This is a genomic window from Pseudomonas sp. NPDC087185 (assembly GCF_044744955.1).
Taxonomy (GTDB): Bacteria; Pseudomonadota; Gammaproteobacteria; order Pseudomonadales; family Pseudomonadaceae; genus Aquipseudomonas.
In genome coordinates this window covers 450,988-470,050 of the sequence record NZ_JBIUZK010000002.1, presented here as the reverse complement: position 1 = coordinate 470,050, position 19,063 = coordinate 450,988, and the positions used below count along the sequence as shown (strand labels likewise).

The window sequence follows — 19,063 nt, the reverse complement described above, 5'->3', positions numbered from 1 at the left end:
GATGCGGAAACGATAGGGTTTTCTATCGACCAAAGAAAAACCCCGCAGACGTTAATCTGCGGGGCTTTCGAATGTGGAGGCCGAGGTCGGAATCGAACCGGCGTAGACGGATTTGCAATCCGGAGCATAACCACTTTGCTACTCGGCCTCAAAGTTCGGATCTAGTCGCTTGCGCTTCTATCTCCTTGAAACGCTGAACCTTTTTCAAAGTTTCCTGCGTTTCGATGGGCGCCATTATGTCTGCATTCATCCAACCTTGCAACCCCCTGAACACAAAAAATATTCAAGGGGTTCAAGGTGTTAGCGCAAGCGGCCGAGTTTGCTCCACAAACCCACCACGGTGTTCTCCACCGTGCCGCTGGCCGCCATGCCGATGCGCTCCTGCAGGCTCTTGCGTTCGGCGTAATGCAGGTGGAACAGGTTGGCGTGGCGGGCGCGGTCGCTGAGGTATTCGTCGCTGGTCTGCAATTGGTCCACCAACTGACGATTCAGCGCGGCAACGCCCAGCCAGACTTCGCCGGTAGCCACTTCGTCGATGTGAAGCTGCGGGCGGTAGCGCGAAACGAAGTCCTTGAACAGCTGGTGGGTGATGTCCAGGTCCTCCTGGAACTTTTCCCGGCCCTTCTCGGTGTTCTCGCCGAACACGGTCAAGGTGCGCTTGTACTCGCCGGCAGTCAGCACCTCGAAGTCGATGTCGTGCTTCTTAAGCAGCCGGTTGACGTTTGGCAGCTGGGCTACCACGCCAATCGAACCCAGCACCGCAAACGGCGCACTGACGATTTTTTCTCCGATGCAGGCCATCATGTAGCCGCCGCTGGCGGCCACCTTGTCGATGCACACGGTCAGCGGGATGCCCGCCTGGCGGATACGTGCCAGCTGCGACGCGGCCAAGCCGTAGCTGTGTACCAAGCCACCACCGCTTTCGAGGCGCAGCACCACTTCGTCACGCGGGGTGGCGAGGGTCAGCAGTGCGGTGATCTCGTTGCGCAGGCCCTCGGTGGCTGAGGCCTTGATGTCGCCATCGAAGTCGAGCACGAAGACCCGGCTCTTCTCCTCGGCCTTGGCTTTCTTCTGCTGTTTTTCCGCCTTGGCCTGCTGCTTGCGCAGCGCCTTGAGCTGAGCCTTGTCGAGCAGGCCCGACTCCAGGCGCTCGCGCAGCTCTTTATAGAACTCGTTGAGGCGGGTGACCTGCAACTGCCCGCCCGCCTTGCGCCGCCCCTTGCCGCGCAAGCCGGCGATGGCGGACAGCACCACCAGGATAGCGATTACCAGGGTGGCGGTTTTAGCCAGAAAGCTTGCGTATTCGGCAAGAAACTCCACGTTGACTCCTTTATGAACCTGCGCCAGCAAGGCGCAAAACTGTAGCAAGCATACCGGTGCACCGGTGGCGCTGCCAGAGGCGGTAAACGCTGGCAACACAGTTCAAACGACCTTTTCAAACGCTTGTATGTTTTTTCGTTGACAGCCCGAGTGGCGCATCCTAACCTCGCAGCAACCTTCAAGCGGCTGGACACTTTTGTGGGCAACCTCTACCTGATCCGACATGGCCAAGCCTCCTTTGGTGCCGATGACTATGACGTCCTGTCGGAGGTTGGGGTGCGGCAAAGCCAAGCGTTAGGCGAGCACTTCGCCCAGCTGGGCTTGAAGCTGGACCGTTGCGTAGCGGGTAACCTGCGCCGCCAGCAAGACACCGCACGGCTGGCGCTCACGGCCGTGCAGGAACATGGCCCGTCAATGCCGGCCATTGAGACCGATCCGGCGTTCAATGAGTTCGATGCCGACGGAGTGATCCGCGCTTTACTACCTGGGCTGCTGGCCGATGAGCCAAACGCGCGGCACATCCTGCGCAACGGCGCGCACAACCGCAGCGAGTTCCAGCGCCTGTTCGCCCTGATGGTGCAGCGCTGGCACGCTGGCGAACATGCCGACGACGGGCTGGAGACCTGGCAGGCCTTCACCGCCAGGGTCGAAGCCGGCCTGCAGCGCCTGCTGGACACCGCAGGCAGTGGCGACAACATCGCCGTGTTCACCTCTGGCGGCACCATTGCCGCCCTGCTCCACCTGGTTACCGGTATTACCCCCAGCCAGGCCTTTGCGCTGAACTGGCAGATCATCAACACGTCGCTCACCCAGCTGAAGTTTCGCGGCCGCGACGTGGCACTGGCTTCCTTCAACAGCCAAGCCCATGTGCAACTGTTGAAGTTGCCGGAGCTCATCACCTATCGATGAGCCCGGCCTGTTGTGTCCCTGCGGGGACGTGTAAATCACTCTATAAGGAATATGCCATGACCTCCGTAGCTGATGCCGTGAAAAAGATGCAAGAGAAGTTCAACCCAGCCGCTGCCGCCGGCCTGGACCTGGTGTTCGGCTTCGACATCACCGACGAAGGCAAGAAGTACGCCCTGATCGTCAAGGACGGTACCTGCGACCTGCAGGAAGGCGAGAACCCGGATGCCAACTGCACCCTGGTCATGGACAGCGAAACCCTCAAGGGCATCGTCAGCGGTGAAACCGACGGCATGCAGGCCTTCATGGGCGGCAAGCTGCGCGTCGAAGGCGACATGATGCTGTCGATGAAGCTGAGCGAGCTGTTCCCTTCCTGAGTGACGGGTATCCCAAGCAATGCGAAAACCGAAGCCTGACCGGCTTCGGTTTTTTTTTGCCCGCTGCCGGCATTCGGGGCAGTGATCGGCCGGCAACACCCGCACCTATATGGCGCCTGGCACGCTTGTTCCAAGACAGCAAGCCAATTAGATTAGCCAATAATCCTTGCGATCGATAATAAGGTAAACGCATGACGCTCACCGACCAGTCCACCCAGGTACGCCCCGGCGAAGAACTCGACGCGGCCGTCATCGACCCTTACCTCAAGGCCAATATCGCAGGCCTTGCAGGCACACCACGGATCAGCCAGTTTCCCGGCGGTGCGTCCAACCTGACTTACCTGGTTGCCTACCCTGACCGCGAGTTCGTGCTGCGGCGCCCGCCCTTTGGCCAGAAAGCCAAGTCCGCCCACGACATGGGCCGAGAATTTCGCATCCTCAACCAGCTCAACAGCGGCTTCCCTTACTGCCCCAAGGCCTACGCTCATTGCACCGATGAAACGCTGATCGGCGGCGAGTTCTACGTGATGCAGCGGGTCGAGGGCATCATCCTGCGCTCGGACATCCCCAGTGAACTGAACCTGGATGCCGCGCGCACCGAAGCCTTGTGCAAAAGCTTCATCGATCGCCTGGTTGAGCTGCACCAGGTCGATTATGAGGCCTGCGGCCTGGCGGACCTGGGCAAGCCGGAAGGCTATGTGCAGCGCCAGATCGAAGGCTGGACCAGCCGCTACGAAAAAGCCCTGACACCTGACGCACCGCGTTGGGAGCAGGTCATCGCCTGGTTGCGCGAAAAAATGCCCGCCGACCATCCGCGCCCTGGCATCGTGCACAACGACTACCGCTTCGACAACGTCATCCTCGACGCCGACAACCCGATGCGCATCATCGGCGTGCTCGACTGGGAAATGACCACGCTCGGTGACCCACTGATGGACCTGGGCAACAGCCTGGCCTACTGGATCGAGGCAAGCGACCCGGCGCCGGTGCAACTGATGCGCCGCCAACCGAGCAACGCTCCCGGCATGTTGACCCGCCGCCAGTTCGTCGACTACTACGCCGAGCGTGCAGGTATCAGCCTGGACAACTTCGATTACTACTATTGCTATGGCCTGTTCCGCCTGGCCGGGATCGTCCAGCAGATCTACTACCGCTACTACCACGGCCAGACCCAGGACAAGCGCTTCGCCCAGTTCATCCACATGAACCGGTTGCTGGAGCAGATGAGCTTGCAGGTTATCGCCAAGTCCACGCTCTGACGACAGACAACAAGGAAAACAGCATGTCCAAGACCCAACTGTTCGACCTGGATGGCAAGATCGCTTTCGTTTCCGGCGCCAGCCGTGGCATCGGCGAGGCCATTGCCCACCTACTGGCACAGCAAGGTGCCCATGTGATCGTCTCCAGTCGCAAGCTCGATGGCTGCCAGCAGGTGGCCGACGCAATCATCGCAGCAGGCGGCAAGGCCACTGCCGTCGCCTGCCACATCGGTGAACTGGAACAGATCCAGCAGGTGTTCGCCGGCATCCGCGAACAGTTCGGGCGCCTGGACGTACTGGTCAACAACGCCGCTACCAACCCGCAGTTCTGCAACGTGCTGGACACCGACGTGAGCGCCTTTCAAAAAACAGTCGACGTGAACATCCGTGGCTACTTCTTCATGTCGGTGGAAGCCGGCAAGCTGATGCGCGAAAACGGCGGCGGCAGCATCATCAACGTGGCCTCCATCAACGGCGTGTCGCCTGGCCACTTCCAGGGCATCTATTCGGTGACCAAGGCCGCAGTGATCAACATGACCAAGGTGTTCGCCAAGGAGTGCGCGCAGTTCGGCATCCGTTGCAACGCCCTGCTGCCCGGCCTGACCGACACCAAGTTCGCTTCGGCGCTGGTGAAGAACGACGCCATCCTCCACGCCGCGCTGCAGCAGATCCCACTCAAGCGCGTGGCCGACCCGAAGGAAATGGCCGGCGCGGTGCTTTACCTGGCCAGCGAGGCCTCCAGCTACACCACCGGCACTGCGCTCAATGTGGACGGTGGCTACCTGTCCTGATCAGGCCTTGATCGCCTGCAGCGTGTAGCTCAGCGGCAGGCGTTCGGGGTGTTCGCGCAGGCGCCACTCGCCGTCGCCCCCCTTTTCCATCTGCCCTGGTAGCGCCTCCCAGGGGATACTCGGGTGCTCCACCAGTGCAGTCAATTGCAGGCCGTGCGCCAGCAAGGCGCTGATGACTTCGCCCAAGCCGTGGTTCCATTCGTGGGTTTCGGTCTGGGTGAGGCGCTGGTCGCTGTCGACGTAAGTCTGGTCGTTGTGCCATACGGTGGGCGCCTCATGCTCGAAGTAGGGATACTCCAGTTGCAGCCGGTCCGGGTGGTCTTCGTTGACCGCCATCAGCATCGGGTGGCCATCGCGCAGGAACAGGCGCCCACCTGGCTTGAGCAAAGCCGCCACGGCGCGCGCCCATGGCTCGATGCGGGGTAGCCAGCAGAGTGCACCGATACCGGTGTAGACCAAGTCGAAGGTGCCTGGCTGCAGCACCTGGTGAGCCTGATAGACATCAGCCTCGACGTAGGCGATATGCGTATTGCAACGCTTGGCCAGCTGACGCGCCTCGGCCAGCGAAGCAACGGAGTAATCCAGGCCGCAGACCTGGGCGCCCAGACGGGCGAGCGACAACGTGTCGGTACCGATATGGCACTGCAGGTGGACGGTTCGCAGACCGTCAATGTCGCCAAGGCGTGGCAGGTCAAAGCGGACAGTTTCGGACAGATGATCCGGCTGCTGAACCAGCCGCTCCACCTCGTAGTCGTTCGAGGCGGCATGCAGAGGCGCGCGTTCGTCCCAGCTGGCACGGTTGAGTTGGTGCGATCGGCCCATGGTCAACATCCCTGTCGTAACCGGGTGGTTATCGGCCGCTACAGGCAGGTAGCCGCCGCAGCGCGGCGCTGCAGCGCTACGCCATCATTCTTCTGCGCATAGTAGTCCACCCGCGTACCGCTGCCCTGCGGATACACATCCACGAACGATTCCGCCTCACGGGTATACACCGTCAGCCCGCCTTGCTTGCGCGGCTCCAGGTAACCACTGGCGTCATCCCCGAACACGTCCTCTTTTTGCCAGCTGAACTGAATGCACTGGGCCACCAGTTCCGGCGCCTTGCGCGAATCGAGCTGCGCCGTCGGTTTGCCGTCGCGCGCCGTATCCATGGTCGCAGAAGCGCAACCGACCAACACCAGCGCTGCAGCCATCGGCAGAATTGCTCGCATGTTCCATCCTCGGGGCAAAAAAGAAAGCGACTCTAGCACTGCCAAGCATTGAGAGTGAATTGTCCGGCAATGGCTGCTGTCCCAGATAACGCAAGCCACTATTCAGGAAATCGTCATGAAAGCACCCCGTCTACTGCCTGCCCTGCTCCTTGCCGCCCTTCCCTGCGCACCCATGGTTGCCTCCGCGGCGTCTTCAGCCGAAGAAAGCATCACCGCCCCAGAGACGCACAACCGTGAACTCAAGGTCGGCGACAAGGCCCCGGACCAGTACAAACGCGACGATCAGACGGTGACGGATTGGAAAGCCAAAGGCCTGCCAGCACCCGAGAAGGAAAGCCACTGGGTGCGCATGGGTGAACACTATGTACTGGTGCAGATCACCAATGGCGTCGTCCTCGCCATCCATCCGGCCTCCTGACTCAACCGCCGACCAGCGCCGCCATGTGCACCGTGTTACGCCCGGCCGCCTTGGCCTGATACAACGCCGCATCTGCCTGGGCGAGCAGGCTCGCGGTGCTGTCATGGGGGTGAGGCACGCCGCACCACAGCCCGACGCTGAAGCGCAGGGTTATCTGGTCACCGGCAAACTGCGCCGGGCTGCAGGCAATGGCCTCGCGCAGGCCTTGCAAGGCTGCCATGGCACCGTCGCGGTCGGCATGCGGCAACAGCAGCAGGAATTCTTCACCGCCATAGCGGCCCAGGCTGTCGCCTTGGCGCAGGCGCTGCTGCAACTGGCGTACGCAATGGCACAACACCTCATCACCGGCCAGGTGGCCGTACAGGTCGTTGATGCGTTTGAAATGGTCGATGTCGATCATCGCCACCCCCAGACTGCTTTGCTCGCCACGCGCGCGGCCTAGTTCCACGGCAAAGCGCTCGAGTATCGCCCGGCGGTTGTAGGTGCCGGTCAGCACGTCGCGCAGGGCCAGATGCTCCAGGCGTGACTCGCTGCGTTCCTTGGCCATCAGCACCAAGCCGATGGAATACATCATCACCGTGACCGTGCCGATGGCCACCGAAATGCTCTGTTTGAGGTTACTGGTGTCATAGCGCATTTCCACCGCCGTGCCGTTGATCACCGCCAGCGCACGCATGCCCAGGCCGACCAGACTGATCAGCGCGCCGATTTCCAGCAGCAGGTGCGCCCTGCCCGGCCGCTCGACGTGACGCCGCACCCAGTACAGGATCATCGCGCATTGCAGCATCAGCACCAGGGTGGCTAGCAGCATGCGTGGCTCCAGGGTGTCGAGCAGCAGCATCAGGCCCACCAGCATGAATGCCGGGATGATGAACACCAGGCGCCAAGGCACGGCCTGCTCCCGCACGCGGAACAAGCTCGCCGAATAGAACGCCAAGGCCAGCGACAACAGGCTGTTGCCCACGCCATAGCTGAGCCACAGCGGCGCATGCCCATAGACGGTGTAACAGACGTAAGCCAGGGCATGGGCCAGCAAGCCGCAGCCGGTGAGCAACAAGTTGTCGCGGCGATTGAACTGGCCGACCAGCAGCAGGCAAAAGGCCAGAATGGTCGCGACCAGAGCAACGGCGGCGAACAGCGTGGGGGTGTGGGCGATCATCATGATTCACCGTGTGGCAGTTGGCCGTCTTCATTGCGGCCTGTGTTGAAGTCTAAGTGCCGCACCCGATACAGGCCATGACCGAGCGGGACAGAACAGCAGCCGCCAAGCACGCCGCTCATCGCCAGTGCGGCGTAATTTTGCCCTCTCAGGAAACCAATTGGATCGTTCACAGTCTCAGCAAGTGCCCCGTAAACCTATGCGGATCAAGGACCTATATCGTGATCACCCGCCTTGCAAGCTTCTCGCTGATCGCCGCCTTACTGCTCGTTGCCGGCTGCCACCACCATCATTACCGCGATGACGATGGTGGCTGGCGCGATGGCGATCGCGGCCACCGTCACCACCAGCGGCATGATCGCGACGATGATGATCGTCGCTACCGTGACCGCGATTACCGTTGATACGTCTTTTCTCTCCACACATAACCTGATGATTCTTCCGAGGCTCCTATCATGCGTCTGACTTTGCCTTCCCTTGCCCTTGGCCTGCTGCTGTGCCAAGGCGCTTTCGCCGGTGACGGTACTGCCGCCATTGGCGGTGGCCTGGGTGGCGCCCTGGGTAACATTGTCGGCAAACAGATGGGCGGCAGCACCGGTGCGGCCATCGGTGCCGGCCTGGGCGGGGCGGCCGGCAGCGCCGTGGGTGCACGCAAGGGCAACCGTACCGAAGCCGCCATCGGCGGTGGCTTGGGCTCGGCCGGTGGCTCGCTGCTGGGCGGCAAGGTTGGCGGCTCGTCCGGCTCGACCATCGGTGCCGGCCTGGGTGGCGCGGCCGGTGGTGCCATCGGCAACCACCTGGGTGACAACAACGGCAAGAAGCACCGCCGTCACCGTCACTGAGTCATGCAGCACCAGGGCCGCCTTCGCGGCCCTTTTTGTTTCACCACCCGCGCAAAACCTGCAGCACATCAACACCGCCTTCAGCACAAGCTGCCACACTGACTGCTACTGTCTTTCGTGCCCCTTGAGTGAAGGAACACCCCCGCCCATGAACCAGGAACTGCTCTGGGTCCTCGGCCTGCTGGCTGTCGTCGTCGTCCTCTTCGTCATCAACCGCCCGCGCATGGACGTGGTCGCCCTGCTGGTGATCCTCGCCCTGCCACTGTCGGGCATCCTTACCGTGGAGCAGGCGCTGGCCGGCTTCAGCGACCCCAACGTGGTACTGATCGCCGCCTTGTTCGTCATCGGCGAAGGTCTGGTGCGCACGGGCATCGCCTACCGCATCGGTGAATGGATGAGCGAACGGGCGGGCAATAGTGAGGCGCGCCTGCTGGTGTTGCTGATGGTGTCGGTGGCTGGGCTGGGTTCGGTGATGAGCTCAACAGGGGTAGTCGCAATCTTCATCCCGGTGGTGCTGAGCATTGCCGCACGCCTGCAGATTTCGCCCAGCCGCCTGATGATGCCATTGAGCTTCGCTGGCCTGATCAGCGGCATGCTCAGCCTGGTGGCCACGCCGCCCAACGTGGTGGTGCACAGCGAACTGGTACGCCATGGCGAGCAAGGTTTCAGCTTTTTCAGCTTTACCCCGTTCGGCCTGGTGGTGCTGGTGTTGGGTGTCGGCTACATGCTGCTGACGCGCATGTGGCTAAATGGCGAAGTGCGCAAGGACGGCCGCGTGGAAAGCCGCCGCACCCTGCTCGACCTGGTGCTCGACTACAAGCTCAACGGTCGCGAGCGGCGCCTGCGCATCCGCCCGCATTCCCCGCTGATCGGCCACACCCTGGGGGAATTGGAGTTGCGAACCCGCCACGGTGCCAACGTGATCGGCATCGAGCGCCAGCACAAGTTCACCACGCGGGTGATCACCGCCGACTCCAGCACCGTGCTGCACCAAGGTGATGTGCTGCTGCTCGACCTGTTCGCCAACCGTGATGACCTGCGCACCCTGTGCCAGACGATGCAGCTGGAACCCCTGCACTTCAAGGCCGCCTACTTCATCGACCAATCCCAGGAGCTGGGCATGGCCGAAGTGTCGCTGCCACCCGGATCGCAACTGATTGGCAAAAGTATCCTGGACCTGGCCTTTCGCACCCGCTATGACCTCAACGTGGTCGGCCTGCGCCGCGAGCAGGTGGCAATCGACGAACACCTGGTGGAAGAACCGCTGCGCTTGGGTGACACCTTGCTGGTGGTCGGCCCGTGGAAGGCGGTGCGCCAGCTGCAAAGCCAACCCAAGGATTTCCTGGTGCTGAGCCTGCCCGCCGAGATCGACCAGGTGGCACCAGCCCGTACCCGTGCACCGTATGCGTTGATCAGCCTGACAGTGATGGTCGGACTGATGGTCAGCGGCGCGGTACCCAATGTGATCGCCGCGCTGATCGGTTGCCTGCTGATGGGCGCCGGGCGCTGCATCGACATGAACAGCGCCTACCGAGCCATCCACTGGCAGAGCCTGGTGTTGATCGTCGGCATGCTGCCATTCGCCCAGGCCCTGCAAAAAACCGGCGGGATCGACCTGGCGGTGGGTGGGCTGGTCAGCTTGCTGGGCGGCGCCGGGCCGCTCGCCATGCTCGCCTGCCTGTTCATGGTGACGGCGGTGATCGGCCTGTTCATTTCCAATACCGCCACCGCCGTACTGATGGCGCCCGTGGCCATCAGCACGGCGTCACAGCTGGGCCTGTCGCCCTACCCGTTCGCCATGACCGTGGCCCTGGCCGCCTCGGCGGCGTTCATGACGCCGGTGTCCTCGCCGGTCAACACCCTGGTGCTCGGCCCTGGCCAGTACCGCTTCGCCGACTTCGTCAAGGTGGGCGTGCCCTTCACCGTGCTGGTGATGCTGGTGGCGGTGCTGATGGTGCCATGGTTCTATGGATTATGAGGGTTGCTGCAGGAAGTAGAGGCTATTTGACATCATCTTGCGCGATCGCGGCAGATTGACATCAAGTGGCCTGTGGAAACACACTGACACGTTATTGCCCCAGGTGCCTAACGCCGTTGTCCTGGATTTCGTCTCCGCTTGTCGGTCGAGCCTATGGTTTTTCCAGCCCAATCGCGCTTGTTGCCCTATGCCGTACTGTTCGGCCTGACCTTTGCCCTGACCCTGGGCGGTATCCTGGCACGGCCTATCGAATCCTTGTCGCTGTTCTGGCCAGTCAATGCGGTGCTGGCCGGCGTGCTGCTGCGTTACCCGCGCCAGGCCGGCCCAGTCGGCTTCACGTTGGTGTGGTTGGCCATGGTTGCTGCCGACCTGGCCTGCGGCAGCGCCTGGGCCCCGGCGCTGTGGTTCAACCTGTGCAACCTCGGCGTGGTGGTGACCGTGTGGCTGCTGCTGTCCCGCTTGCCACGCGTGCACCGGCGTATGCGCAGCCCGCATGGCGTGCTCAGCGTGTTCGGTGCCAGCGCGGCGGGCGCCACGGTGGCGGCCAGCCTGGCCTGCGTGATGGCTGCACCGTGGTTCGAGCAATCATTGCGCTCGACCTGGTTGGCCTGGTTCAGCGAGCAGTTCTCGACCAGCGTGCTGGTGCTGCCGGTAATGCTCACGGCGCCGTCGGCCCGCGCGCTGGTGCGCAGCGGCGCCCAGGCGATCCGCCTGGCACCCTTGCTGGTACTGTTGGCCTCCCTGGCCTTCAGCATACTCTTCGGCGGGCCGGGGGCCATTGCCTTCCCGATCGCGGCGCTGCTGTGGTGTGCCTGGACCTACTCACCGTTCCTGGTTTCCCTGCTGACGCTCACTGCCGGCAGTACGCTGATCGTCGCGGTGGCGCAGAACCTGATGCATTTCAGCGTGCCGCAAAGCGAACCTGGGGTCACTACCCTGATGTCCGCCCGCCTGGGTATCGCCATGCTGGTGCTCGGCCCGCTGGTGGTCGCTTGCGTCAGCCAGGCCAACCGCAGCCTGCTGGCGCGCCTGGCGCACCAAGCCACCATCGATCATCTGACCGGCGTGTTGACCCGCAGTGCTTTCACTCGCCGCGCCGGTGCCCTGCTCGATAGCCGCCAGCAGCATGCCCAGGCGTTACCGCTGACCTTGATGATGCTCGACATCGACCATTTCAAGTCGATCAACGACCGCCATGGCCACGGCGTTGGCGACCAGGTGCTGCGCCAGTTCGCCCGCACCCTGCAAGACCAGTTGCACGAGGGTGAGTTGCTGGCACGCATGGGCGGTGAAGAATTCGTGGTGATGCTCCCGGGGCTGGCGCCGGAGCGCGCCAAGTTCACCGCCGAACGCCTGCGCCGCGCCGTGCAGGACCTGCACGTGGCGCAGGGCGATGCACGCCTGCAGATAACCGTCAGCATCGGCCTCGACGGCTGCGCCGCAGACGTTGCGGCGCCAAGCCTGGACGAGTTGCTGGCCCGCGCAGATCAGGCGCTGTACCGCGCCAAGGCCCACGGTCGCAATCGCGTCGAACTGGCCGCGGCGCAGCGCGAAGTGGTCTGACTCAACCGTTCAGCAAGTCCCAGGACAGCTTGGCGATCAACACGCACAGCAGAATCAGGAACAGCCCACGGACAAACCCTGCGCCCTTGCGTACGGCCAGCCAGGTGCCGGTCAACGCCCCCAGAATGTTGCACGCCGCCATGGGCAGGGCAATGGCGTACAGCACATTGCCAGTGGGCACGAAAAACACCAGCGCCGCCAGGTTGGTGGCGATGTTCACCACCTTGGCCGAGGCCGAGGCATGCAGGAAGTCCAGGGCGAAGAAGCGAATGAACAGGAAGATCAGGAAACTGCCGGTGCCCGGCCCGAACAGGCCATCATAGAACCCGATGGCTCCGCCGATCAGCACCGCCAGGCACTGTTCCTTGCGGCCAATCTTCGCGGGTTTGTGCAGGGTGCCGAAGTCCTTCTTGCAGAAGGTGTAGATCGCCATCAGCACGATCAGCACCAGCACCGCCGGGCGCATCACGCTAGGCGGCACCAGCGACACCGTGGCGGCGCCGGCAAAGGACATGACGAACGCGCTCAGCGCCGCCGGCACGATCAGTCCCCAGTCCAACGTCACCTTGCGTATGAACGAGCGCGCCGCAAAAGCAGTGCCGCACACCGAGGCCAGCTTGTTGCTACCCAGCAGGGCCGCCGGCTGCGCCGTGGGCAGTACGTTGAACAGCGCCGGGATCTGGATGAGCCCGCCGCCGCCAACGGCAGCGTCGATCAGGCCAGCAGCGAAGGCGAACAGGGAAAGGACAGCGATATCCATCATGAAGCGGTTCCAGGCAGTGATTGCAGACTGCAAGGCTAATCAAAGCGCCGCGTTTGTGTTGAAATGCCATATTGCAAAAACTGCAACAAGGAGACGTTCATGGCATTGGACATGCTGCGCGAAATCCAGGCCTTCGTCAGCGTCGCGCACAAGCGCAGCTTCGTCGCCGCCGCGCGTGCCCTGGGCCGCTCACCCAGCGCGGTAACCCGCGCGGTGCAGGCCCTGGAGGACAATACGGGTTGCAAGTTGCTCAACCGAAACGCCAACGCCGTCACCCTCACCGATGCCGGTGAGCGCTTGTTGCCGCATGCCGAACGCTTGCTGGATGTGCAACGCGATGCGGCGGACGAGCTGGCGGCACTCAGCGGTAGCGCGCAAGGGTGGATCCGCTTCGGTGTGCCGCTACTGCTCGGCGAGCATGTGCTGCCCGGGGTACTGGCCGCGTTTTCCCAGCGTCACCCACAGGTGACCCTGGATGTGCACTACGGCGATGCAACCCTCGACCCCTTGCTGGGCAAGCTCGATTTCGTGGTGCGCGGGGCGTTCCCGCAATCGAGTGAGCTGATTGGCTACCCACTGTGGCGCTACCAGCGCCACGTGTATGCCAGCCCTGACTACCTGGAGCGTAACGGTACGCCCCAACGGCCGGAAGAACTGGCCAATCATGCGCTGATCCTGCACACCGCCCCGCGCATCCTCAAGGCCTGGCACTTCTACCGCGAGGGTCGCATCACCAGCCTGCGCCCGCAGCCACGGTTGCGCCTGAACTCCGGCGACGCGGTGTACCACAGCACCCTGGCTGGCGCCGGCATTGCCCGCCTGGCCGATTGGGTGGGCGAGGCGCAAGTGCGGGCTGGGCGGCTGGTGCGTGTATGCCCGCAATACCGGCTGACCTCGAGCACCGGCCAAGACCCGGAAATGCACGCGGTATACCCCGCCGGCGAGCTGCCAGCGCGGGTCCGTGAGCTACTGCAGGCGATACGCCTGGCGGGTGCAGCGGGCACTCAACGGCCCGACTGAGGGCTGTTCAAAATATGCTCAATTTAACAGAAGCCGCCAACGGCTTGGCTTACAGCATTTTATCCACAGACCTACCCACGTTTTTTGTGGACAGATTTCCCCTTGCAAAGAAAGACTTATCGCACGCGCAGCAGCGCCATGTTGGCCGCCTTGACCAGCTCGATCCACTCCACCGCAGTGATCACACCCGACTGCTCCAAGGCTTCGGCACTGCGCAATGCCTGATCATATTCATCCTCTTCGAGGGTACCTGCGGTGAGAAAACGGCTACGCCACTCCAGCATGGCTGAAGTGCCCTTCTTGCATTCCATCTATGTATTGACTCCAAGGCAAAAGACCGGCCCGCGATGCGACCCATTATGACGCGAGCGGGAGAGTACACGAGCGTTTTGCACTTGAGAACGACTTGCAGCTACCGCTAGTCCAGCGGTATACCAAGACGCGCTGCCGTAAATGGGCAGGGAGTGGGCCCGTCAGGCGAATGAGACGGGCCGGAGGGTCGGCAGACGTCAGCTTGGCGGAATGGTGCCCAGCAGGCCTATCAGAATGGTCAGCAGCAGAAAGCCACCCAGAAACAGCGCAAGCTTGCCCATTGGAACCTCTTCATGTGGAGTGGGGATGTAGAGCATTGTCGGTTCTGCGCTGATACGGTTACAGATTCAGGTTGGTGGAAAAAAAGCGTATCAGATAGCCCGTTCACACCATTGGCTGGAGCTTTTTCAAGGGCAACCAACCCAGTTCGCCATTGCGCTGTCGCCGGCACCAGGCCCAGCCGTTGAGCAGGCGCAGCGTGTGTACCAACTGGCCGGGGTCGGCATCGAGTTCGTGCGCCGAGTAGTGTTCCAGCGCCCTGCCCTGGCCGACGCCGAGCCGCTCGATCAGTTGCGCCGGCACCCAACCCGGCACCTGCCCGTCACAGCGGCACAGGTACCAGTCCTGCCAACCGGGCTCCCCCTCGTAGCGTTGGCCCACCTCCAGCAAGGTGCCTTTGGCGAAGCGCAGCGGCGTGGGGTATTCACTGCGATGGGTTTCGACGACAACGTATTTCATGAGCCGGTCCCTGGCTGAAAAACCGTGAATCGTAGCAGAGCCGCCGGGCCAGGCCTGCGCAGTGGATTTGTATCTTTGTGTGTAAAAACTGCGACCTGACACACAAGAAAGCGCGCGGCACGCGCTGCGGACACATCGTCGATACAGCGACCTTCTTTACTGGCGTGCATCCAACAGCACCCACGGCCAAGCCAAGGAACGCCCCATGCACGCTCGCCCTACCTGCGCAGTACGCCGCTTCAAACACGCCACGCTGTTTGCCTGTGCCTTACTGCCGCTTGCGCTCATGAGCGCGGGCTCATCCTCTGCCGCCACCGCGCAGCCACAGACAGCAGTGGTTGCGGCGGATGACTTCGGCCCCCTCAAGCACATCAAGGCTGGTGTGCTCGACGTCGCCTATGTCGAACAAGGCCCGGCTGACGGCCCGGTGGTCATCCTGCTGCACGGCTGGCCCTACGACATTCACAGCTTCCAGGAGGTTGCCCCGACCCTGGCCGCGCAAGGCTACCGGGTGCTGGTGCCCTACGTGCGCGGCTATGGCGCAACCCGCTTCCTGTCTGCGCAGACGCCCCGCAACGCCCAACCTTCGGCGCTGGCCAGCGACGTGATCGCCTTCATGGATGCGCTGCACGTTCAACGCGCCGTGCTGGCCGGCTTCGACTGGGGGGCTCGCACCGCCGATATCGTTTCGGCGCTGTGGCCCGAACGGGTAAAGGCACTGGTATCGGTCAGTGGCTATCTGATCAGCAGCCAGGAGGCGGCCAAGGCCCCATTGCCGCCGAGTGCCGAGTTGCAGTGGTGGTACCAGTATTATTTCGCCACCGAGCGTGGCAAGGCTGGCTATGAGAGGAATCGACACGCCTTCGCCAAACTGATCTGGCAGACCGCGTCGCCGCAATGGGCGTTCGACGACGTCACGTTCGAACGCAGTGCCAAGGCCCTGGACAACCCCGACCAGGTGGCCATCACGGTGCACAACTATCGCTGGCGCCTGGGCCTGGCGCAGGGCGAAGACCGCTACGCCCCACTGGAAGCGAAACTGGCCACGTTCCCCAGCATCAGCGTACCGACCATCACCCTTGAAGGGGACGCCAATGGCGCGCCTCATCCACCTGCCGAAGCCTATGCACAGCGCTTTACCGGTAAGTACGAGTACCGCTTGGTCAGTGGCGGTGTGGGGCATAACTTGCCGCAGGAGGCACCGCAGGCGTTCGCCAAGGCCGTGGTGGATGCGGATCATCTGTAGGCCTTGAGGGTTAATTGCTACACGAGGTTTCAGCCCCACCGGCACCGGCCCGCCAGCAGCCGCCAAAACACTGCCACAGGGTGACTGCCGAGAAGTGCAGCAAATACAGGGCTCGGCTGCGGGCCTGAACTACACGAACAGATACAGGTGCAGTTCAAGCTTGTAGGATGTTTTTCCATCTATCGTAGGGAATATCTTCGTCACCCCCATTTGCTGTATGAAACCTCAGTATCCGCACGCATGTTGAACTGCTACGGTCCATTTTTCCTACACCGGCACGGATGCCTTCAGCGTAAGAGTTCTATGGACCCATTCAATACATCCGGCCTGGCACTGCACAAAAACCTGCTCGCATTGCGCAAAGAGCGAGATCACCTGAAAACCCAGGGCAAGGAGGAGGAAGCACAACGGCTTACGCAGACAATTGCAGGGATAGAAGCGACAGTGGCAGGGCTTCCCAAGGGGATAAAACCGCCGACGTTGCAATAGCGGCAATACCCCTGCCCTCTGCGTTTTTTCAACAAGCCGCCCTGCTGCGTACACGCTTGGGCATCCCCCCTATGCAGGTAACGGCAAAGGCAATCACCAACGCCCCGGTGCCCAGCAGGAAGATCAGTTGCTGGTTGGAGCCCTCCACCAGCATGGCGATCAGTGCCGGCGTCACCGCTGCGGCCCCCATCAAGGTAATGCTGACCAGAGGCGTGAGCTTGCCGGTCGGGTCGTTGGTGGTGATCAGTGCCATGTAGTACGACAGCGACAACACCCACCCGAAGTTGAGCAGCAGCAACGCGACGCACAGCTGCATCGGTGTACGGGTATGGCCCGTAAGCATGGCAATGGAGATGAACACCGCCACCAGCCCCACGGTGATCATCAGTTGGCGGTTGACCCGCGCGCCTAGCAGGCTGGGCAGTGCAGCGCCCGGCAGGCCGCCGATGGCCGACAGGCCGAACGCCCAGCCGATATCGACGCCGCCAATGCCCTGATCACGCGCCAACTGATCGATAAAGCCCCAGACACAGTAGATGCCGATCTGCATGAATAGCATGCCCAGCAGCGCACTGCGCCCCGTACGTGCCAAACCACCCTGGGCAGGGGTGCCCTCGCCGCTTGCCAGCACGGTCGCCGGGCGACGCGGCAGCACCAGGCTGGCGCCGCAGATCAGCAGGTACCAAAGGCCGAACGAACACAAGGCCGTCACGGCCCCGCTCTGGGCGGCAAGCAATGGCAGTGCTGCGGAAAACAACGAATACTCCGGCGTCTGCAACAACAGCATCAGCCCGAACGAACGGTCCTGGTTGGGCAACCGGCCCAACGTGGTCACCGCGTAGGCATAGACCAACCCCGCGCAGGTACCGGCTGCCAGGCGCACAGTCAGCAGCATCAGGTGGGTGGTGGCGAAGGCGGTAGCAACGCTCAAGGCCACGCACAGCAGGCCGACGGACAGGCACAGGCTGCGCCCTCCATGGCGTTTCATCAGCGGTGGGCACAGCAAGGTGCCCAGGGTCATGCCGATCATCTCGACCGACACCACCCAGCCCTGCAGGTCGAGTGGCAGGCTCAGCCGCTCCGTGATCAACCCCATGAAGATGGGCTGCACCCCACAAACGATGAACGACGTACAGGCAATGAAAATGAGTGCGGCACGCAGCAGATTGGAATCATTGATCATGAAAGGCCCCCGACACGGTATTTGTTTTTATTGTGGGTGATGCCCGCCCCGCAAACGCCGTAGCAGGCGGCTGGGCGGGTCACGTGCTCAATGCTGGGCCGAGCGCCATGGCTTTGAAAGTTAATTATCGGAATCGACTGCAGTGGGCTTTTTAATGCACGCCCGCATCCATAAATGCACTGCTGTCGATCCTGATAATTAATTTGAGCCGTGCCCGCTTCCTCCCTACCGTGTGACGTCATCCAAGCCTCGGAAAAAGGCCCGACCATGAACGACCGTGAGTTCATCAATGCCATCGACCAGAATGGCCTGCCCCTGCACATCGCTGTGAAAAACGGGCGCATCACCCACATCGGCCCGCAACGCGCCGCGCAAGCGGCCCGCGAAACCATTGACCTGGAAGGCCTGCTGGCTTTGCCGGGCTTTGTCGACGGCCACATCCACCTGGACAAGAGCTTCGTCGGCGACCGTTGGCGTCCGCACCAGCCGGTAGCTTCCTTGCGTGAGCGCCTGGCCGTGGAAAAACGCGAACTCGCCAGCGCCCCACCCATCGTCGAGCGCGCCAACGCCCTGATCCGCCAGGCTGCCTCGTTCGGCACAATGGCCATGCGCTGCCATGTGGACGTGGACGCCACCACGGGCCTCACCCACCTGCGCGCCATCCTCGAAGCCCGCGAACAGTGGAAAGACCTGCTCGACATCGAGCTGGTGGCCTTCCCCCAGGCCGGCGTGGTGACCTGCCCCGGCACCGCCGAAGTGCTGGAGGCGGCCGTGCGCGAAGGCGTGCAGGTGGTCGGCGGGATCGACCCAACCACCCTGGACGGCGACGCCGAAGCCCAGCTGGATATCGTCTTCGGCATCGCCGAGCGGCATGGCGTGAAGGTCGATATCCACCTGCACGAGCCAGGCGACATCTGCATCGCCCAGCTCGAACGTATCGCTGCGCGCACCCAGGCACTGGGTATGCAGGGGCTGGTGGCGGTCAGCCATGCGTATGGGTTGGGCGATGTAACCGACAGCGTGGTCGACCGAACGGCCGCGGTGCTGGCCCGCGCCGGTATTTCAATCATGACCAACGCCCCCGGCGAGCACGCCTTCCCACCGGTGCTGCGCCTGCGTGCCGGCGGCGTGCGGGTGTTCACCGGCAACGACAACATCCAGGACGCCTGGTGGCCCTACGGCAACGGCGACATGCTGCAACGGGCCATGTTGGTGAGCTACCGCTCGGGCTTCAACACTGACGAAGAGCTGCGGGTAGCGCTGGAAATGGCGACCGAAGCCGGTGCCGGGGTGATGGGCAAACAGGACTATGGGTTGAAGGTCGGCAACGAGGCCAGTTTTGTGCTGTTCAAGGCGCCCAATGCTGCCGCCGCAGTGGCCGCGGCCCTCCATGAACGCGTGATCGTGCGCCGTGGCGCGTTCTGGGGCGGGCCTGCGCAGCTGCAGCTGAAGGCCGCGCAGTTCGCGCACGCACTGCGCCGCTGAGGT

Annotated in this window: 21 protein-coding genes and 1 tRNA gene; 13 read left to right on the top strand and 9 right to left on the bottom strand. The window is 62.7% G+C overall.

Annotated elements, in window-relative coordinates; genetic code table 11:
• Window positions 1–74 precede the first annotated feature (74 nt).
• Window positions 75–148 (bottom strand) — tRNA-Cys (locus ACIPIJ_RS07415).
• 152 nt (window positions 149–300) lie between these two features.
• On the bottom strand, window positions 301–1,320 hold the full coding sequence (sohB, locus tag ACIPIJ_RS07410; RefSeq protein WP_401074413.1) for a protease SohB: 1,020 nt from the start codon (window positions 1,318–1,320) through the stop codon (window positions 301–303).
• A 198-nt stretch (window positions 1,321–1,518) separates the two neighbouring features.
• On the opposite strand from sohB, the gene ACIPIJ_RS07405 reads away from it, so the two are divergent.
• From ACIPIJ_RS07405 to ACIPIJ_RS07390, 4 genes are all read left to right on the top strand, one after another.
• Window positions 1,519–2,229, top strand: coding sequence for a histidine phosphatase family protein (locus tag ACIPIJ_RS07405; RefSeq protein WP_401074410.1), 711 nt, complete (start codon window positions 1,519–1,521; stop codon window positions 2,227–2,229).
• 56 nt (window positions 2,230–2,285) lie between these two features.
• Window positions 2,286–2,603 (top strand): SCP2 sterol-binding domain-containing protein, encoded by a 318-nt coding sequence (locus ACIPIJ_RS07400; RefSeq protein WP_012273165.1) that lies wholly within the window; start codon window positions 2,286–2,288, stop codon window positions 2,601–2,603.
• Window positions 2,604–2,794: 191 nt separating this feature from the next.
• Window positions 2,795–3,862 carry a phosphotransferase family protein gene (locus ACIPIJ_RS07395; protein ID WP_401074407.1) on the top strand — a complete coding sequence of 356 codons (1,068 nt, stop codon included), beginning with the start codon at window positions 2,795–2,797 and terminating at the stop codon, window positions 3,860–3,862.
• Between the two features lie 23 nt (window positions 3,863–3,885).
• Window positions 3,886–4,653: an SDR family oxidoreductase gene (locus ACIPIJ_RS07390; protein ID WP_401074405.1), complete on the top strand. Its 768-nt coding sequence runs from the start codon at window positions 3,886–3,888 to the stop codon at window positions 4,651–4,653.
• Here ACIPIJ_RS07390 and ACIPIJ_RS07385 read toward each other — a convergent pair whose 3' ends face one another.
• The gene (locus ACIPIJ_RS07385; RefSeq protein ID WP_401074402.1) at window positions 4,654–5,475 is read right to left on the bottom strand and encodes a class I SAM-dependent methyltransferase; all 822 of its coding nucleotides are present in this window, start codon (window positions 5,473–5,475) and stop codon (window positions 4,654–4,656) included.
• A gap of 38 nt (window positions 5,476–5,513) precedes the next feature.
• Window positions 5,514–5,864, bottom strand: a complete 351-nt coding sequence (locus tag ACIPIJ_RS07380) for a hypothetical protein (RefSeq protein ID WP_401074399.1) — start codon at window positions 5,862–5,864, stop codon at window positions 5,514–5,516.
• 115 nt (window positions 5,865–5,979) lie between these two features.
• Here ACIPIJ_RS07380 and ACIPIJ_RS07375 point away from each other — a divergent pair, with 115 nt between their 5' ends.
• Entirely contained in the window at window positions 5,980–6,282 is a 303-nt protein-coding gene (locus tag ACIPIJ_RS07375) for an RcnB family protein (RefSeq protein ID WP_401074397.1), read from the top strand.
• A 1-nt stretch (window position 6,283) separates the two neighbouring features.
• On the opposite strand, the gene ACIPIJ_RS07370 is transcribed toward ACIPIJ_RS07375, so the two are convergent.
• Entirely contained in the window at window positions 6,284–7,441 is a 1,158-nt protein-coding gene (locus ACIPIJ_RS07370) for a GGDEF domain-containing protein (RefSeq protein ID WP_401075717.1), read from the bottom strand.
• Window positions 7,442–7,665: 224 nt separating this feature from the next.
• Here ACIPIJ_RS07370 and ACIPIJ_RS07365 point away from each other — a divergent pair, with 224 nt between their 5' ends.
• The 4 genes from ACIPIJ_RS07365 (at window position 7,666) to ACIPIJ_RS07350 (ending at window position 11,824) form a co-directional block, all read left to right on the top strand.
• Entirely contained in the window at window positions 7,666–7,845 is a 180-nt protein-coding gene (locus ACIPIJ_RS07365; protein WP_401075714.1) for a hypothetical protein, read from the top strand.
• Window positions 7,846–7,896: 51 nt separating this feature from the next.
• Complete coding sequence (locus ACIPIJ_RS07360) at window positions 7,897–8,283, top strand: glycine zipper domain-containing protein (protein ID WP_346612149.1); 387 nt, start codon at window positions 7,897–7,899, stop codon at window positions 8,281–8,283.
• Window positions 8,284–8,431: 148 nt separating this feature from the next.
• Entirely contained in the window at window positions 8,432–10,261 is a 1,830-nt protein-coding gene (locus tag ACIPIJ_RS07355; protein ID WP_401074394.1) for an SLC13 family permease, read from the top strand.
• Window positions 10,262–10,399: 138 nt separating this feature from the next.
• Complete coding sequence (locus ACIPIJ_RS07350; protein WP_401074392.1) at window positions 10,400–11,824, top strand: diguanylate cyclase; 1,425 nt, start codon at window positions 10,400–10,402, stop codon at window positions 11,822–11,824.
• A gap of 1 nt (window position 11,825) precedes the next feature.
• Here the strand turns inward: ACIPIJ_RS07350 and ACIPIJ_RS07345 are convergent, their stop codons facing one another.
• A complete protein-coding gene (locus ACIPIJ_RS07345) occupies window positions 11,826–12,587 on the bottom strand; it encodes a sulfite exporter TauE/SafE family protein (RefSeq protein WP_401074390.1) in 762 nt (253 codons plus the stop codon).
• A 99-nt stretch (window positions 12,588–12,686) separates the two neighbouring features.
• On the opposite strand from ACIPIJ_RS07345, the gene ACIPIJ_RS07340 reads away from it, so the two are divergent.
• Window positions 12,687–13,607 carry a LysR substrate-binding domain-containing protein gene (locus ACIPIJ_RS07340; protein WP_401074387.1) on the top strand — a complete coding sequence of 307 codons (921 nt, stop codon included), beginning with the start codon at window positions 12,687–12,689 and terminating at the stop codon, window positions 13,605–13,607.
• Between the two features lie 116 nt (window positions 13,608–13,723).
• Here ACIPIJ_RS07340 and ACIPIJ_RS07335 read toward each other — a convergent pair whose 3' ends face one another.
• On the bottom strand, window positions 13,724–13,918 hold the full coding sequence (locus ACIPIJ_RS07335; protein WP_401074384.1) for a hypothetical protein: 195 nt from the start codon (window positions 13,916–13,918) through the stop codon (window positions 13,724–13,726).
• A gap of 385 nt (window positions 13,919–14,303) precedes the next feature.
• The gene (locus ACIPIJ_RS07330) at window positions 14,304–14,657 is read right to left on the bottom strand and encodes an SH3 domain-containing protein (RefSeq protein ID WP_401074382.1); all 354 of its coding nucleotides are present in this window, start codon (window positions 14,655–14,657) and stop codon (window positions 14,304–14,306) included.
• Window positions 14,658–14,862: 205 nt separating this feature from the next.
• Between ACIPIJ_RS07330 and ACIPIJ_RS07325 the strand changes: the two genes are divergently transcribed.
• Window positions 14,863–15,903, top strand: a complete 1,041-nt coding sequence (locus ACIPIJ_RS07325; RefSeq protein ID WP_401074380.1) for an alpha/beta fold hydrolase — start codon at window positions 14,863–14,865, stop codon at window positions 15,901–15,903.
• 303 nt (window positions 15,904–16,206) lie between these two features.
• On the top strand, window positions 16,207–16,392 hold the full coding sequence (locus ACIPIJ_RS07320; protein WP_401074377.1) for a hypothetical protein: 186 nt from the start codon (window positions 16,207–16,209) through the stop codon (window positions 16,390–16,392).
• 28 nt (window positions 16,393–16,420) lie between these two features.
• Here ACIPIJ_RS07320 and ACIPIJ_RS07315 read toward each other — a convergent pair whose 3' ends face one another.
• Window positions 16,421–17,575: an MFS transporter gene (locus tag ACIPIJ_RS07315; protein ID WP_401074374.1), complete on the bottom strand. Its 1,155-nt coding sequence runs from the start codon at window positions 17,573–17,575 to the stop codon at window positions 16,421–16,423.
• Between the two features lie 267 nt (window positions 17,576–17,842).
• Here ACIPIJ_RS07315 and ACIPIJ_RS07310 point away from each other — a divergent pair, with 267 nt between their 5' ends.
• Entirely contained in the window at window positions 17,843–19,060 is a 1,218-nt protein-coding gene (locus ACIPIJ_RS07310) for an amidohydrolase family protein (RefSeq protein ID WP_401074372.1), read from the top strand.
• Window positions 19,061–19,063 lie beyond the last annotated feature (3 nt).

What these genes read in the sequence shown, in the direction of transcription:
- ACIPIJ_RS07320 (WP_401074377.1), top strand. Translation starts at nt 16,207, where the DNA reads ATGGACCCATTCAATACATCCGGCCTGGCACTGCACAAAAACCTGCTC.
- ACIPIJ_RS07360 (WP_346612149.1), top strand. Translation starts at nt 7,897, where the DNA reads ATGCGTCTGACTTTGCCTTCCCTTGCCCTTGGCCTGCTGCTGTGCCAA.
- ACIPIJ_RS07375 (WP_401074397.1), top strand. Translation starts at nt 5,980, where the DNA reads ATGAAAGCACCCCGTCTACTGCCTGCCCTGCTCCTTGCCGCCCTTCCC.
- ACIPIJ_RS07335 (WP_401074384.1), bottom strand. Translation starts at nt 13,918, where the DNA reads ATGGAATGCAAGAAGGGCACTTCAGCCATGCTGGAGTGGCGTAGCCGT.
- ACIPIJ_RS07370 (WP_401075717.1), bottom strand. Translation starts at nt 7,441, where the DNA reads ATGATCGCCCACACCCCCACGCTGTTCGCCGCCGTTGCTCTGGTCGCG.
- ACIPIJ_RS07390 (WP_401074405.1), top strand. Translation starts at nt 3,886, where the DNA reads ATGTCCAAGACCCAACTGTTCGACCTGGATGGCAAGATCGCTTTCGTT.
- ACIPIJ_RS07325 (WP_401074380.1), top strand. Translation starts at nt 14,863, where the DNA reads ATGCACGCTCGCCCTACCTGCGCAGTACGCCGCTTCAAACACGCCACG.
- ACIPIJ_RS07400 (WP_012273165.1), top strand. Translation starts at nt 2,286, where the DNA reads ATGACCTCCGTAGCTGATGCCGTGAAAAAGATGCAAGAGAAGTTCAAC.
- ACIPIJ_RS07340 (WP_401074387.1), top strand. Translation starts at nt 12,687, where the DNA reads ATGGCATTGGACATGCTGCGCGAAATCCAGGCCTTCGTCAGCGTCGCG.
- ACIPIJ_RS07330 (WP_401074382.1), bottom strand. Translation starts at nt 14,657, where the DNA reads ATGAAATACGTTGTCGTCGAAACCCATCGCAGTGAATACCCCACGCCG.
- ACIPIJ_RS07345 (WP_401074390.1), bottom strand. Translation starts at nt 12,587, where the DNA reads ATGATGGATATCGCTGTCCTTTCCCTGTTCGCCTTCGCTGCTGGCCTG.
- ACIPIJ_RS07310 (WP_401074372.1), top strand. Translation starts at nt 17,843, where the DNA reads ATGAACGACCGTGAGTTCATCAATGCCATCGACCAGAATGGCCTGCCC.
- ACIPIJ_RS07395 (WP_401074407.1), top strand. Translation starts at nt 2,795, where the DNA reads ATGACGCTCACCGACCAGTCCACCCAGGTACGCCCCGGCGAAGAACTC.
- ACIPIJ_RS07385 (WP_401074402.1), bottom strand. Translation starts at nt 5,475, where the DNA reads ATGGGCCGATCGCACCAACTCAACCGTGCCAGCTGGGACGAACGCGCG.
- ACIPIJ_RS07380 (WP_401074399.1), bottom strand. Translation starts at nt 5,864, where the DNA reads ATGCGAGCAATTCTGCCGATGGCTGCAGCGCTGGTGTTGGTCGGTTGC.
- ACIPIJ_RS07315 (WP_401074374.1), bottom strand. Translation starts at nt 17,575, where the DNA reads ATGATCAATGATTCCAATCTGCTGCGTGCCGCACTCATTTTCATTGCC.
- ACIPIJ_RS07355 (WP_401074394.1), top strand. Translation starts at nt 8,432, where the DNA reads ATGAACCAGGAACTGCTCTGGGTCCTCGGCCTGCTGGCTGTCGTCGTC.